Raw genomic sequence first — 15,437 nt, 5'->3', positions numbered from 1 at the left:
CTCAAAATCGTTATCGAATGTCTTGCAAACCGGATGGGTCCATATATGCCGAGATAGCGTCAGTCGAATCAGGGACGAGCGTCTGACGCGATAGCATAAAAGCGCTTAATGCCCAAGGGGCTTTCAACTCCGTTAGGGGCGTCTTGGAGCATCCAAGGAGGATAGGACGAGCAGTCCTCCTTGGTCGGGTGTGGGGTGAAGCCCCACGACTTTGATTTTGATTAAAGCATTCAAACTACGAAAAAATGGGAAACAGTGGCAATGTGTATGACGCAACATTCGATTATTTGTAATAAAGAGCCATATACAGTAGATGCCGCCGTCGAGCCCTCAGAGATGCTTCTTGTGAAACAAATAGTCGGCGTGTCACAGGGGAAACAATGGCAATCTCCCACTACAGCAGCAATTCATCAGCTTAGCTATAGCGCCTTTCTTTGGTTATAAGAAAGGCGCTTTGTGTTTTTACTGTTTACGCTTTCTTCTGCGCCACGCGTAAGCGCCGAGTAGGGCGGCGATGATGGCAACGCTAACGGCCACAGGCTTTTTCAGTTTGTGGTAAATCGCATTCCACTCGGCGATTTGGTTGGCTTTTTCCCGTTCGACGGCGCGGTCAAAGTCTGGGGGTTCACACTGCGTACCAAAATTCTCGGCCCAAGGCACAAAGGGGCCGTTGGCGACGTATTTTTTATAGTAGCGTTGGGCGAGTTCATCATCGCGATATAACACCCAACCTGTGGCTTGGCATAATAGCGCCGCATAGGCTTGGCTGTTGTGGGGGACTAAGTCGGCGGCCTTGCTTGCCAGCTCGGCGGCTTGGTAGCGATAGTGGAAACGTTTATCGGGAATCGCTTGGCTGGCGCTGATGCGTTGCTGCTCTTTATCGCTGAGCTTATCCGCTGCATACCAATCCCTTAAGTCGAACATCCCGGCGTAAATCGAATAATCCGGCGCTAATTCAAAGCCTAAGATTTCCATGCCTTGATGACGCGCGAGTTCGGCGGCAGTCCAATAGGCGCGGGCACTCTCAATGCCCTTGCTACTCTTGGCTGTGGTCAATGCCTTGCCATACTCCTGCACATTGGCATTAAGTGTGGGATTACTGAAATAAGCTGGCGCTTCGGCAATCGCGCCTTCACGCAGTAAGCGACGACCCAGTAAGTAACGCAGGCGATTATTGAGTGGCTCGACACTGTCGTACCAATCGCTGTCCTTGGGATACTCGAAGTTCATTACCGGCACATGCTCGTCGACAAACAGCTTAAGCTCGGCGGTGGTGAGCACGCGCTCGGCCACATAGGCGATATCCTGCCAATACTCATCGCCACTGGCGAACAGTTGGTTTAGGGCATCGACATATTCGCCCCGTTCAAGGGATAGCACGCCCTGCTCGGCGCGAATACGGCAATAGGTGGCTTGCTCTGCATCGGCTTCAATGGCCTGCTGCTGGGCATCCTGTTGGCTGGTAGTTGCGGTAGCAGCGTTCATATCCGTTGGGAAATGGCGCACCGCTTCGGCATAGGCCTTAGCGGCTTGGGCTTGATCACCCTTTTGCATCATTAATTTGGCCGTGAGCCACCAAGTCAGGCCGCTGGGTTTAGCGAGGGCAATGAGGCGCTCGGCACTGGCATAGTCGCCCAACTGATAGTAAATCGCGGCTAACTTATCGCCTTGGCTCAGCATGAGGCCATCGGTTGGGAAGACGGTCAGCGTTTTAGCGACCTGTTGCCCCATTTCTGTAAGCTGTCCATCAAAGGCGAAGTCATTTGCGCTGCTCTGCCAGTAGGCGATAAGCAACTGCTGCACACTTGGTTGCTGCAATAAGGGCTTAATCTCAGTGATATCTTTCGCCATTAAGGTGCGGCTTAACATCAACAGCGAATCATAACCGCTGCTGTCGCCCTCGGCCGATTGAGTGGCGTATAGCTCAATAATCTTATCCAGCGTGGCGGGATTTAAGGCCACATCAATTTTTGGCGGCTCATATTCCCCACGAGTGACTTCAATTTGAGCTTGGCCTTGATGCAGCAGAATATAAGCCTGCTCGCCAAGGCCGGCTAAGCTCAAGCGCAGCGGATCGGCTGCGCCTTGAGTCACCTCAGCTTGTAGCTGCTGCAAGTAAGCATTGGCTTGGACAAAATGGCTATTATCGTTGGCGCTTTTGCTCTTAATCAGCTCGATACGAGACAAGCTATACAGCGCCCACAGGCTGCGACCCGCACGCTCACTCTCAGGTAGGGCGATGACCTTTTTAAAGTAATCGCTGGCTTTATCGTACTCTTTGGCATCAAACGCCATGGCGCCAAGGCTGTACCACGTTAAGGCGGGCGCTAAGCTCTCTTTTAACTGCGCAGCGATTTGTTCGGCCTCAGCCAAGCTTTGTGCATCACGCAGGCTATTAACTTGCGCAAGTTGAGCCTCGGATAACTCGCTGTTTTCATAGGCGCGAGTCTGCGAAAGATAGCGACTGTGTGCCTCATCCCAAAGATACTCCTGCGCCGCTGGCGCCCCCTGAAACTGCCAAGCCAGTGGTTTGGCTAAACCGCTTAGCTGCTGGCTAAAACTGGTTTGGGGTAAATAACTTAGGTTATTTTGCCTGTCTTGAGTCAACTGTAATGGGAAGTCGGGGCCACAGGCTAATAGCACAGGGGAGAAGAGACTTAACCCAATCAGGCTGGTTTGTTTTAATTTGGTTTTCCAGCGTGGAATAGCCTTCGCTGGCAATGAATTTGACTTATGGCGCATAAATTCCCTGTAAATGTAATGACTCACAACGTGCCCAGCCTATGACTCTGCGTCCATTTGGGCTTAGCTCGATCGCTGAGATTAAATTCGGCGCAAACTGCGAGGAGGCTGGTGCGGCTGCGCGCTCCGTTGAGGTGGCTTGCGGTAACTGCCACACTAATATTCCTTGGGTTAATTTGGCTTGATAACCGTTTTGGGCATCATACCCGCTGCACGCCTGCGCCGCTAGGGACAACTGGCCCGGCAACTTGCCCGCAAGATTGCCCTTATTGACTAATACCAGTTGAAATAAGCGGCTTCCCGGCGCCTCATGTTGGGCTGACCCGGTATTAGCCTGGCTTAAGATTTCTAGCTCAATGTGCGCTGCGAGCGGTTGCTGCTTGGCGACGGCAATCAGGGTCGAGAGTGGCCACACCCGTTTATCCCCTTCGAGAGGTAATCTAAACCAAATTATCCCCTTAAGTTTTGTGTCAGCAAAGGTATGCAGTTTTTTAACAAAGGACTGCAACACCAGTGGATCGGCCATTAGCTCCTGCCGCGCGAGATGCTGCGAAGATGCAGTGTCTGCCAATGGCATTTGCATCGGCACTTCACTCTCCACTCGATAACCCGCTGCCGTGCTATACACCGCCGAGCCGTAGGAGGGCAGGGCGATGAGATAGGGCACCTTAGCTAACCGTGACAGTTGCTCGACCCATTGCCAACCTTGAGTGGCGTCGAACAGCCCTAAACGTGGGTCGCTAACACTGTGAATTTGCAGTACCAGCTCATCGATATTGTCAAACAACGCCGGAAACTCCGAGCTGCTCATCCAAGCGGGCAATGAAGTAATACTGAGTTTTAGCGAGTGGGGTAATTGGCTTTTTAACTCGCGTAAAAAAGCGTTATAGGCCGCGAGTTTACTGCTGGCGCTATCGTGGTCGATTTCAATTCCCGCAAGCCTTGTGCCCTTTGCCTGCCAGTCTTGAATGAGCGCGAGGATTTTTTGGAGAGCTTCGCGATTATTAAGGCGCGTTAGTTGGCCATCTAATCTTATCACCGCCACTTTAGGGCGAGGATCGGCCTGTAACCAGGTATGGTTGACCTGCACTTCAAACCAGATATCCGCGCCATTGGGTTTGGGATGGGCTTGCAATGCTAGGATGCGAACGCCATTAAAGGTGTTTTGGCTTTCGACTAAGGCGCTTTGATTGGCATCGCGCCATTGCCGCTGCCACACATATACCTCTTGGGTTAATTCACGCGGGGCGGTGGTGGCTGTTTTGATGCTCGGTGTATCTTGATTCGCAGGCTGACAGGCATTAAGGAAAACTAAGCCAAAGGATAACGCCAGTAACTGGGATAACCTGAGCAAAAGGAAAAGGGTGCGATGTATCGCTTGCAAGGATTTTGAGTGCTTGGGCTCAAAGTGCTTGGACTGAAAGCGTCTAGAGTGAAAGCGCTTAGAGTGAAAGAGAGTGGAATAACGACTACGTAAATCCATGGGATAAGAGTAAAAGCCTAGCGTGGATTGTGCCAAATAGAGGGCTACTATGCCTCAAAACCACCTTGGATTGCATCAGGCTTTTGCATTAGACGCGAAATCAATTTGACTGAATAAGAGATGGCGGTTAACTCGGCTAAAATGCCTTAATAACGCGCCCAGTAATAGTGCTGGGCGCAGTGATTGTCGCCATGGTACTGGCGACAAATCGTTAAGCATTCAAGCCTAGAAAATCACTTTTACCTTAGATGCACTATCCAGCGCTTTATTAACTGCGCTTTCGATATCTTTATCGCGGGCGAGGGCAACCCCTAAACGGCGGCGACCATCGATTTCAGGCTTAGCGAATAATCTGAGCTGAGTATTCTCCGCTGCCAAGGCATCGGCAAGACCTTGATAGCGAATGTTTTTCGATTTGCCTTCCACTAATACTACCGCCGAGGCGCTGGGGCCATGTTGGTGGATATTCGGGATCGGCAGGCCAAGAATCGCCCTGACATGCAGTGCAAACTCGGATAAATCTTGGCTAATTAAAGTGACTAAGCCGGTATCGTGCGGACGAGGCGAGACTTCAGAGAAGTACACATCACTGCCCTTCACAAATAGCTCGACCCCAAATAAGCCGTAACCGCCGAGGGCTTCGACTACTTTGCTAGCGATCGCTTGGGATTTGGCTAGCACGTCGGCCGACATGGCTTGAGGTTGCCATGACTCGCGGTAGTCGCCGTCTTCTTGTCTGTGGCCAATTGGCGCGCAGAAGTGGATACCGTTGACTGCACTAATGGTTAATAGGGTGATTTCGTAATCGAAGGGGATAAAGCCTTCAACGATAACACGACCACCGCCCGCGCGGCCGCCTTCTTGGGCGTATTGCCAAGCTTTGGCGCTTTGAGCCGTATCGCGGATAACACTTTGGCCCTTGCCCGATGAACTCATCACCGGTTTTACCACGCAGGGCACCCCAATTTTGCTAATCGCTTGATTAAATTCGGTTTCAGTGTCGCAGAAGAAATAGGGCGACGTCGGTAAACCTAAGGTTTCAGCGGCGAGGCGGCGAATGCCTTCTCTATCCATAGTGAGCTTAGTTGCGCGCGCGGTCGGCACCACATTGAGGCCTTCGGCCTCCATCTCAACTAAGGTCTGAGTGGCAATAGCTTCAATTTCGGGGATTACTAAGTGGGGTTTTTCTAGCTCAATAACGGCGCGAAGAGCCTTGGCATCGAGCATATTGATCACATGGGAGCGATGGGCTATTTGCATCGCGGGGGCGTTGGGATAACGATCAACGGCTATCACTTCAACACCTAAGCGTTGTAACTCAATGGCGACTTCTTTACCTAGCTCACCGCAGCCAAGCAACATGGCGCGTCGAGCGCCCTCGGTGTAAGGAGTTCCTATCATGGTGTGGGTACCTTTTTATATTGGGATAATTGACGCCTTGGGACGTTCTTGGGCCATAGTCTACCCCGATTGGCGGCAAAGCATGAGACTGAAATTAACAACTGTGTTTTTGATCAAGCTATTTAAGAGTGATTAGTGCTTGGCATGGTAAAAGTCCTGTTCACTCGCTGGTTTTATGTTAACTTTTGGTTTCATAACGGATTATGGACTTAAGATATGCAAGACATTCGCGATTTGACCGCTGTACTACGCTCTAAAACGCCCATCGTGGTGATTGAAACCTATGAAGAATATCGTGTTGTTGACATGCTTAAGCGAATCGCGAATGTACTCTATCAGCCGCTATTTACTTGGAGTATTACCCAAGGGCTCACGCGGGGTGATAAGCCGATGCCTGCACAGAAATTTAATACTGAACCTAGCGATATCTTGGGGCAGATTAAAGCGACGACCCAGCAGGGGATTTATGTGCTCTGTGATTTTCATCCCTTTGTGATTGATGCGCCAAAGAATGTCCGTCTGCTCAAAGAAATCGCCCTCGAATACGATGCGCTGCAACATACGCTGGTGCTAGTGAGTCATGCCTTTGAGATCCCGCCCGAAATTAAGCGTTACTGCGCCTATTTTCAGCTTACCCTGCCGAGTACCTCGCAGCTTGAGAACCTGATTTATCTTGAGGTGGATAAAGTGCGCACCCAAGGCATGCCATTGAATGTGGATGATAAAGCCGTGATTAAACTGGCGGAAAACCTGCGCGGTGTAACCTTAGATGATGCCAGACGATTGATCCATAAAGCGATTGTGGATGATGGCGCCATTACTCACTCAGATGTTGACCTGATCAACAAAGCCAAATTTCAGTTGCTCGATCTTAACGGCATATTGCAATTTGAGTACGACACCAGTGATTTTTCCCAGATTGCTGGATTGCATAATCTCAAAAAATGGTTAAAGCAGCGCGCACCCGCAGTGCAGGTAACCATCGATGCCAAGGCTGCTGTACAACCCGATGCGCCAAAGGGGGTGTTATTACTCGGGGTGCAGGGCAGTGGCAAGAGTCTTGCGGCCAAAGCGGTGGCGGGTGTGTGGCAGCGGCCCTTGCTCAGACTCGATATGGGCGCCTTATATAACAAATACATAGGTGAAACAGAGAAGAACTTGCGTAACGCTCTCGAATTGGCCGATATGATGTCGCCCTGTATTCTTTGGATTGATGAAATAGAGAAAGGCTTAAGCGGCAGTAGCAGTGATGAGGGCACTTCGACCCGCATTCTTGGCACACTATTAACTTGGATGGCGGAGCGTAAGTCTGAGGTGTTTGTGGTCGCCACCGCTAACGATATTCAAGCCCTGCCGCCCGAGCTGATGCGTAAGGGCCGAATGGATGAAATCTTCTTTGTCGATTTACCCGATGAGGCCATACGCAAAGCAATTTTCTTGATCCATTGCCAGCGCCGCGGTATCGATGTGACTCGGCTCGATCTTGCCCAGCTTTCGCGCCACAGCCAAGGGTTTTCGGGGGCTGAAATCGAGCAAGCCGTTATCGCCGCCATGTACAGCGCCCGCAGTTTAGCGCGAACGCTTGCTCAAGACATGTTGTTAGAAGAACTGACCAAAACCAAACCTTTATCCATCGTGATGGGCGATAAGATTAATGCCCTAAGACAATGGGCTGCGGGGCGCACAGTCAATGCCCATGAGTAGTAATTGGGCTGGTAATCGCTGATTTATATGTGGCGGCTTATGGGGCATCGCTTCTTATCCGCCATAAAGCGACTTTAGATTTTAGTGTTGGCTTTTGGTTGGGGAAAGAGTTAGGTATCATCACAGTCGATGTTAACTTGCTGGTGGATATGGATTATTTTTCAGTTTCTAATGGCAAGTTTTTAGTGTGAGTAATATTTGCCGTTTGTGTTGTACAGCATGATAAGCAGGGATAGAGATGAGTTTCGAGCAAGAGTTTACAGAAAAAGTCGGTGGTTACTTAGCCAAGCTCACCGATGAGTTACAGCCCATTCTTAAGCAATTGATTGAGCATGACTATCCCCAAGAGGTGGTCACGCTGGCATTTGAGGTCTTTGTCGATCGTTTTTCATCTCAATTCCCGGTGCGGGTATTTTTTATGGATAAAGATAACACCGAGTATTTTGTGGAGCTCGATGGCAAGGCCACATACCCAGCACCAGTCAATCCAAGTTTGCTCGATATCGACCATGTCTATCCCGATGAGTTTGAAGAGGAATATATCGACAAGGATGAAGATCTTGACCCTTGGCAGATTGCAACCAACGCGCTTATCGAATGGTTCTCCAAGTGCTGGATTGCCGCAGGTGGCAAAAGCTTTAAATTAAAAGCTAATATCGCTCCCCATGACAGCCACTATGAGTTCAATTTAGTTGAAAGTCAGTGGCAAGAACGATGCTAACTCGCTTGAAGTTAAAAGCTTTTAAATCAAATATTTGGCTGTTGTGATTCTTGGGTTAATGCTCAGACTGAAGCCGTGATATCGTTATCCAGCCTTGGTTTGCTCGCCTCTACATCGGGAGTAACCCCATAGAAATCTAAGCTGACATTACCTATCTGCAAATCTCGTCTTTGCTTACTTTACGCGTTGCTCACTCACGCTAGCCTCATTTCGATACAAGACATAAAGGCCTAGGCTTTTGAGCTATCCCAGTCTCGTCGCTTGCCGTATTTGGCAAGCCATAATTCATATCTTGGCGATAGCAATTTGCCGTCACTGGCCGCCTTTCCTTGGATGCCATTTGTCGCATCGCAATAAACCATTGTGTTTTTGATCAAGCTATTTGGATGGTTTTGTTGCGAATTTGTCATTCTGGTGTAGAACTATATTGTGTCTCAAATTGAAAGACACTGTGTGACAAAGAGCGATTTTGGTAAAGGATGTTTTACCGAAATAAGGAATGGGAAGGGAGTGGGAGTTGAGCATGTTTCTGGATTATTTTGCCTTAGGTATTTTGTTTTTTGTCGTTGTGGTGATTTTTTATGGCGTGATTGCCATTCACGATATCCCTTATGAAATTGCGAAAAAGCGCAATCATCCCCAGCAGGATGCATTGCATATTGCGGGCTGGGTAAGTTTATTCACGTTACATGCAATTTGGCCTTTTTTATGGATTTGGGCGACCTTGTATCGAGAGGACCGAGGCTGGGGATTTAGCACTGTGATGAAGCGCGAGCAGGCATTGGAGGATGATGTTAAAGCGCTAAGGGAAACAGTCATGGCCTTACAGGCAAAGCTTGAGCAACTTGAATCGGCGCCTATTCCCACTCCGGCAGCAGCAAGCGTTGAGACCATTGCTGCTACTTCCACTGTCGTAAGCCCAAAAGCCGAGGTATAACATGGATTTACTATTGATATTAACCTATGCCTCCTTTTGTATTGTGATTTTTAAAGTATTTAAGATCCCGATGAACAAATGGACAGTGCCAACCGCCGTATTAGGAGGCGTGATTCTTATCGGGGCGCTGTTGCTGATAATGAACTACAACCATCCCTATTCACGTTTTGCGCGGGAATACTATGTGACTATTCCCATTACGCCTGCTGTCAAAGGCATAGTGACTTCTGTTGATGTCAAACCTAATACGCCGATTAAGCAAGGGGATGTGCTGTTTCGCATCGACCCAACGCCCTATGAAGCTGTTGTTAAAACTAAAAAAGCAGCGTTGTTAGCAGCGGAGCAAGAGGTGCCACAACTTGAGGCAGCATTGGAAACCGCTAAGGCAAATGTGGCGAGAGTTGCCGCAGATAGAGATCGCAATAAGTCAGCCTATGATCGCTATGAACAAGGCCATCGTAAAGGTGGGGCGAACTCGCCTTTTACTGCGCTGGAATTAGACAATAAACAACAATTGTATTTAGCCTCTGAAGCACAACTTACTGCGGCGCGAGCGGAAGAGTTACGTGCACGTCTTGCCTATGAGTCCAATGTGGATGGGGTTAATTCTAAAGTTGCTGGACTACAGGGGGATCTTGAAAGCGCGCTCTATAATCTCGAGCAAACCGTAGTGCGGGCTCCGGCCGATGGTATTGTCACCCAAATGGCGCTGCGCCCAGGTGCGATGGCGGTTCCCTTACCTTTACGGCCGGTGATGAGTTTTATCCCCGACGAGCAGCGTTATTTTGCTGGCGCATTCTGGCAAAACTCCCTGCTGCGTTTGCAGGAAGGGGATGAGGCAGAAGTGGTATTAGATGCGGCGCCCGGGCAAGTGTTTAAGGGTAAAGTCGCTAAGGTTCTCCCTGCGATGGCTGAGGGGGAAATTCAGATGAATGGTACGCTGCAGTCGTCTAATCAACTGTTCCAAAGTGGTCGGGTTATCGTATTAATCGATATTGAAGATGACGCGATACGTCGCCAATTCCCGGCGGGCGTTGCGGGACAAGTGGCTGTGTATACAGAACATTTTCACCATGTCGCCGTGATGCGTAAAGTGCTGCTGCGGATGCAGGGCTGGTTAAACTATCTGTTCTTCGATGGGCACTAGCAGAGTTTTACGCTAACGACTTCGCTTAGAGCTGGTGTTAAGCTGTCCAAGAGTGAATATAAAAGCGCTGACAAGACTGTCTGCGCTTTTTTGTTATGTGCAGTAGGTAAATACTGGCTGCGATTAAATATCGAAGGCCAAGCTGCCCGGCGGCAGGAAGGGCCAGCTTTGACGCACAGGCGAGCCATCACCTTGTTCACCAAAGAAATAAGCCGTTCTTGGGGTGGCGTAGACCACACTGCCTTTTTGCAGCCCTAATTCTTGCAGATGGTGGTGGGTAAAGGTGGCTTCCCACAGTTCTTCACTCTGCCAGCCGATAGGCGCCAGTTCGACACGCACTTCTGCGCCAACCGGTGTTATCGCCACTATAGTAAAAGGAATATGGGCTTGGCTATTGGGTTTATCCGCCAGTGCCAGCTCATGGCTACGTACATAGAGCGCGCCGTTTTGTTGCAATGCTGTTTGCTCGGGAGGCACTAAGAAGGCGTCACCATTGGTCCAACGATTCTGTTGCCAGTTCGCCTCAAACCGATTGACGTTACCTAAGAAATCAAATACAAAGCGGCTATTGGGTTGGGCATACAACTCAATAGGGGTATTGACCTGCTCAATATGGCCGTTGCTCATCACCACCACTCTATCGGAAAGCTCTAAGGCTTCGTCCTGATCGTGGGTTACAAATACGCTAGTGAATTTCAGCTCATCGTGAAGGCTGCGCAACCAGCGGCGCAGTTCTTTACGCACCTTGGCATCGAGGGCGCCAAAGGGCTCATCGAGTAATAGTACTTCGGGCTGAGTCGCTAAGGCGCGGGCCAAGGAGATACGCTGTTTTTGTCCGCCCGAGAGCTGCTCAGGGTAACGCTGTGCTAGGTGCCCAAGTTGCACCATTTCGAGTAAATGGCTGACGCGCTTTTGGATTTCGGCCTTTGACGGGCGCTGTTTTTTCGGAATGACTTCGAGTCCAAAGGCGACGTTATCGGCGACCGTCATATGGCGGAACAGGGCGTAGTTTTGGAAAACAAACCCGACTCTGCGATCGCGTACATGCACTTGGGTTACATCGCGATTACCGAAATGGATTTGGCCGCTATCTGCGCCCTCAAGGCCAGCAATAATCCGCAATAGGGTGGTTTTACCCGAGCCGGAAGGCCCGAGAAGACCTATCATCTCGCCTTCTTGAATATCCAGATTGAGCGGCGAGAGCGCCTGAAATTGGCCAAATTTTTTGGAAATATTAGTTAGACGAATACTCATAATGATTGGCTCTGCTCTTGGTTGTCATTGGCGGATAAGCTGCGTTGTTGGCGCCACTCTACTAAGGCTTTTAGCAGTAAAGTAAATAGGGCGATCAAGGCAAGCAGTGACGCGCTAGCGAAGGCGGCTTCGGCCTGATAATCTTCGTAAAGTAATTGCACATGCAAAGGTAAGGTGTTGGTTTCACCACGGATATTACCAGATACCACGGCAACAGCACCAAACTCACCCACGGCTCTGGCGTTGGTGAGGATCACCCCATAAATCAGTGCCCACTTGATATTGGGCAGAGTCACGCGGCGAAACAGTTGCCACCATGAGGCGCCAAGGATGACTGCGGCTTCTTCCTCCGATGCGCCCTGTTGTTGCATCAAGGGGATTAATTCTCGGGCAACAAAGGGGCAAGTCACGAAAATGGTGACTAATAAAATGCCCGGCCAAGCAAACATGATCTGTAAATCGTGCTCAAACAGCCAAGCGCCAAGCCAGCCGCTGTTGCCGTAAAGTAGTAGATAGAGTAAGCCTGCGACCACGGGCGATACGGCAAAGGGGATATCTATCAAGGTAATGAGTAACTTACGCCCTGGAAACTCAAAGCGTGTCACGCTCCAAGCGAGTAGTACCCCAAACACTAAGTTTATCGGCACAGTGAGCGCCGCGACCATAAGGGTCAACCCAATCGCGTGGAGTGAGTCGGGTTGGCTCAGATGCTCGATATAACGCTCCCAACCACCAACAAAGGCTTGCTGGAAAATACTGACTAACGGCAGCAGTAATAACACCATGGCCAAGAAGACTGCTAGGGTGATCAGGCTCCATTTTATCAGGGGCGCTTCACCGACTCTTAAAGGTTTAAATGAGTTCATGGTGGCTCCTTATCGGCCGTGAATACGGCGTAAATAACGCGCTTGCCACAGGTTAATCAGCAGTAACAGCAGTAAAGATGTTATCAGCACGATAGATGCAATGGCACTTGCGCCAGCAAAATCAAACTCCTGTAAGCGAACAAAGATCATCAATGAGGTGATTTCACTGATGTAGGGCATATTACCGGCGATAAAAATCACCGCGCCAAATTCTCCAAGACTGCGGGTAAAAGACAGTGCCGTGCCAACCATTAAAGCTGGCCACAGAGAGGGCAAAATCACCCGCCAAAACACCGCGCTATCGGTTGCGCCTAAGGTCATGCCAGCTTCTTCTTCATCGTGGGATAACTCTTCCAATACGGGCTGGACGGTGCGCACCACGAAGGGGATGCTGGTGAAGATCATCGCGACCACAATCCCCAATGGCGTGTAGGCCACTTTGATGCCAATTTCGGCCAATAGGCTACCAATCTGACCATTTTCAGCATAGAGAGTGGCTAAGGTAATACCCGCGACGGCTGTGGGTAAGGCAAAGGGTAAATCGACTAAGGCGTCGAGAAGGCGTTTACCTGGAAACTCATAACGAACCAATACCCAGGCGAGTAATAGCCCGAAAAGACAGTTAAATAGGGAGGCGGCCAGTGCCGACAAGATAGTGACTTTGTAGCTTGCTAGTACGCGGGGATCGGTAATCACGCCCCAATACTCGGCCCAGCTCATCTGGCTGGTTTGCATAATCAGGCCTGTGGTGGGGAGTAAAAGAATCAAGCTGACAAACAGCAAAGACACACCCAGGCTGATACTAAACCCCGGCAAAACCCGCTTGTGGCGTAAGCGCCCATTATTAAATATCACTGAATAACCACTCGATAAGGTTAATGGAGTTAATCCAATATTATTATGCCATTAGCACATTATTGCTCAATCACGATAAAGACTGCTGATGTTTATCTTTATTGCGATATAACCACAAAACCCGGGACATTGCCCGGGTTGTAGGTTTGATGACTTAGGTACCCAAGCGGATGATCAACGCTTTAATAACTGATCCAGTTTAGCGCCATTGGCAAATTGGGTCTTCATCGCGTTGTCCCAGTTACCAATGATTTGCTCAACGGTCATTAACTCAACCGCAGGGAATTGCTTGGTAAATTCGGCAACCACTTTCTCGTTGTGAACGCGGTAGTTAAATCCGGCTAACAAACGTTGTGATTCTTCGCTGTAAAGATAGTTTAAATACTCGGTCGCTAATTCTTGCGTGCCGTTACGCTTAGCATTTTTCTCTACTACGGCAACGGGGAACTCCGCCAGAATCGAGGTTTTAGGCACGACAACTTGGTAATCATCTGCGCCATATTGCTGACGAATATTGTTAACTTCAGATTCGAAGGTGATCAACACATCGCCGATGCCACGCTCAACAAACGAAGTGGTTGCACCACGGCCGCCTGTGTCAAATACGGCAACGTTACCAAGGAACTTTTTCAAAAACGCATCTAAAGAAGCCTGATTATCTTTGCCATAGTTTTTCTGGGCATAACCTAAGGCGGCTAAATAAGTGTAACGAGCATTACCCGAGGTTTTTGGATTCGGGAACACCAGCTTAACGTCATCTTTAGCTAAATCATTCCAGTCGCTGATTTGTTTTGGATTGCCCTTACGCACTAAAAACGCAATGGTAGAGTAGTAAGGTGAACTGGCATTAGGCAGCAGTTGTTGCCAGTTTTCTGGGATCAGCTTGCCGCGATCATGCAGAATTTGTACATCGGTGACTTGGTTAAAAGTCACCACATCCGCGGGTAAGCCTTGCAGAATTGAGCGAGCCTGCGCTGAAGAACCTGCATGGGACTGTTTGATTTCAACCGTTTTACCGGTTTTTTCTTGCCAATGTTTAGCAAATACTGGGTTATAGCCACTAAATAATTCCCGTGAGATATCGTAAGAGGAATTAAGTAAGGTCTGATCGGCGGCTGCGGCATTGAGGGAAGCGCCCAGTAATAGGGTTCCTAGCAGGGCCTTAGTGAATTTTACTGGCATTTTGTGCTCCTTAATCTGGCAACTGTGTCAGGGTATAGAGATAGAGTAATTGAAGTTTTTATTTATAAAAAGCTAGTTAAATAGAACTTTTTTGAATAACTATGAGCAATTAATTGTATGCCAGAGGTGATATTCATCGTGTTTGTTGTGGCTAAGCCCCTTAAAATATCCCTATGCGAGTTGCTTTTATCAAATAAAGGATAAACCCTGTGTCTGACTTTATGACTATTGAAGCCTGTATCGGGCAAACGCCCCTAGTTCGTCTGCAACGGTTGGATTGCGGGAGCTCTACGGTACTGTTAAAGCTAGAGGGCAATAATCCTGCTGGCTCGGTAAAGGATCGTGCCGCACTGAATATGATTAACCAGGCGGAGCTTCGCCAAGAAATCGCCCCAGGTGATACTTTGATTGAAGCCACCAGTGGTAACACTGGGATTGCCTTAGCGATGGCCGCAGCGATTAAAGGCTACAAGATGATCCTGATTATGCCGTCGAATTCGACTCAAGAGCGTAAGGATGCCATGCAGGCTTATGGCGCCGAGCTGCTGCTGGTGGACAATATGGAAGCTGCGCGTGATTTGGCCTTAGATCTTCAGGCTCAAGGCAAAGGTAAGGTGCTGGATCAGTTCAATAATCAAGATAACGCAAATGCGCATTTTCTCACAACTGGCCCAGAGATTTGGCAGCAGAGCCAAGGCAAGATCACTCACTTTGTTTCCAGCATGGGTACCACAGGTACCATTATGGGTGTGTCGAAATACCTAAAAAGCCGCAACCCCGATATCACCATTGTCGGGCTACAACCCGCTGATGGCAGTTCGATTCCAGGGATTCGCCGCTGGCCGCAGGAATATTTACCGGGTATTTTTGATGCAGCCCGTGTCGATGCCGTGATGGATATAGAAGAGCAAGATGCCAAAGCCATGGCAAGAACCTTAGCGCGTGAAGAAGGTATTTGTGCTGGCGTGAGTTCTGGCGGCGCGGTATTTGCGGCGCTTGAGATAGCGAGGCAGAATCCGGGGGCCGTTGTGGTTGCGATTGTGTGCGATAGGGGCGACCGTTATCTATCATCTGGGCTATTTTCTTAAGCCGCGTTTTATCCACTGATCCTCGCATTTGGGATTTCTTCTGCAATAAAAATGGGC

General features: G+C 49.3%; 12 protein-coding genes. 5 read left to right on the top strand and 7 right to left on the bottom strand.

The annotated features are described in order from the left end of the window. Positions 1–462 precede the first annotated feature (462 nt). From HG547_RS20175 to purT, 3 genes are all read right to left on the bottom strand, one after another. A complete protein-coding gene (locus HG547_RS20175; RefSeq protein ID WP_169548843.1) occupies positions 463–2,742 on the bottom strand; it encodes a tetratricopeptide repeat protein in 2,280 nt (759 codons plus the stop codon). Further along, complete coding sequence (locus HG547_RS20170; protein ID WP_169548842.1) at positions 2,732–4,225, bottom strand: DUF3142 domain-containing protein; 1,494 nt, start codon at positions 4,223–4,225, stop codon at positions 2,732–2,734. The genes HG547_RS20175 and HG547_RS20170 overlap by 11 nt, the downstream gene beginning before the upstream one ends. Positions 4,226–4,450: 225 nt before the next feature. Then, entirely contained in the window at positions 4,451–5,626 is a 1,176-nt protein-coding gene (gene purT / locus HG547_RS20165; RefSeq protein ID WP_169548841.1) for a formate-dependent phosphoribosylglycinamide formyltransferase, read from the bottom strand. A 216-nt stretch (positions 5,627–5,842) separates the two neighbouring features. On the opposite strand from purT, the gene HG547_RS20160 reads away from it, so the two are divergent. The 4 genes from HG547_RS20160 (at position 5,843) to HG547_RS20145 (ending at position 10,135) form a co-directional block, all read left to right on the top strand. Further along, positions 5,843–7,330 (top strand): AAA family ATPase, encoded by a 1,488-nt coding sequence (locus HG547_RS20160; RefSeq protein WP_169548840.1) that lies wholly within the window; start codon positions 5,843–5,845, stop codon positions 7,328–7,330. A 238-nt stretch (positions 7,331–7,568) separates the two neighbouring features. After that, complete coding sequence (locus tag HG547_RS20155) at positions 7,569–8,051, top strand: hypothetical protein (protein WP_169548839.1); 483 nt, start codon at positions 7,569–7,571, stop codon at positions 8,049–8,051. A 523-nt stretch (positions 8,052–8,574) separates the two neighbouring features. Beyond that, complete coding sequence (locus HG547_RS20150; RefSeq protein ID WP_037421373.1) at positions 8,575–8,988, top strand: DUF3302 domain-containing protein; 414 nt, start codon at positions 8,575–8,577, stop codon at positions 8,986–8,988. Position 8,989: 1 nt separating this feature from the next. Continuing rightward, entirely contained in the window at positions 8,990–10,135 is a 1,146-nt protein-coding gene (locus HG547_RS20145; protein ID WP_169548838.1) for an HlyD family secretion protein, read from the top strand. A 123-nt stretch (positions 10,136–10,258) separates the two neighbouring features. On the opposite strand, the gene HG547_RS20140 is transcribed toward HG547_RS20145, so the two are convergent. From HG547_RS20140 to cysP, 4 genes are all read right to left on the bottom strand, one after another. Beyond that, positions 10,259–11,389, bottom strand: a complete 1,131-nt coding sequence (locus tag HG547_RS20140) for a sulfate/molybdate ABC transporter ATP-binding protein (protein WP_169548837.1) — start codon at positions 11,387–11,389, stop codon at positions 10,259–10,261. Continuing rightward, on the bottom strand, positions 11,386–12,255 hold the full coding sequence (gene cysW / locus HG547_RS20135; RefSeq protein WP_140906509.1) for a sulfate ABC transporter permease subunit CysW: 870 nt from the start codon (positions 12,253–12,255) through the stop codon (positions 11,386–11,388). The genes HG547_RS20140 and cysW overlap by 4 nt, the downstream gene beginning before the upstream one ends. 9 nt (positions 12,256–12,264) lie before the next feature. Then, complete coding sequence (gene cysT, locus HG547_RS20130; RefSeq protein ID WP_037429738.1) at positions 12,265–13,110, bottom strand: sulfate/thiosulfate ABC transporter permease CysT; 846 nt, start codon at positions 13,108–13,110, stop codon at positions 12,265–12,267. A 174-nt stretch (positions 13,111–13,284) separates the two neighbouring features. Continuing rightward, the gene (cysP, locus tag HG547_RS20125; RefSeq protein WP_169548836.1) at positions 13,285–14,292 is read right to left on the bottom strand and encodes a thiosulfate ABC transporter substrate-binding protein CysP; all 1,008 of its coding nucleotides are present in this window, start codon (positions 14,290–14,292) and stop codon (positions 13,285–13,287) included. A 221-nt stretch (positions 14,293–14,513) separates the two neighbouring features. Between cysP and cysM the strand changes: the two genes are divergently transcribed. Then, on the top strand, positions 14,514–15,380 hold the full coding sequence (gene cysM / locus HG547_RS20120) for a cysteine synthase CysM (protein WP_203433737.1): 867 nt from the start codon (positions 14,514–14,516) through the stop codon (positions 15,378–15,380). The last annotated feature ends 57 nt before the right edge of the window (positions 15,381–15,437 follow it).

Source organism: Shewanella sp. DNRA4, from assembly GCF_012843185.1.
GTDB lineage: Bacteria > Pseudomonadota > Gammaproteobacteria > Enterobacterales > Shewanellaceae > Shewanella > Shewanella xiamenensis.
The sequence above is the reverse complement of the archived record's forward strand: the minus strand, read 5'-3'. Positions and strand labels throughout refer to the sequence as shown.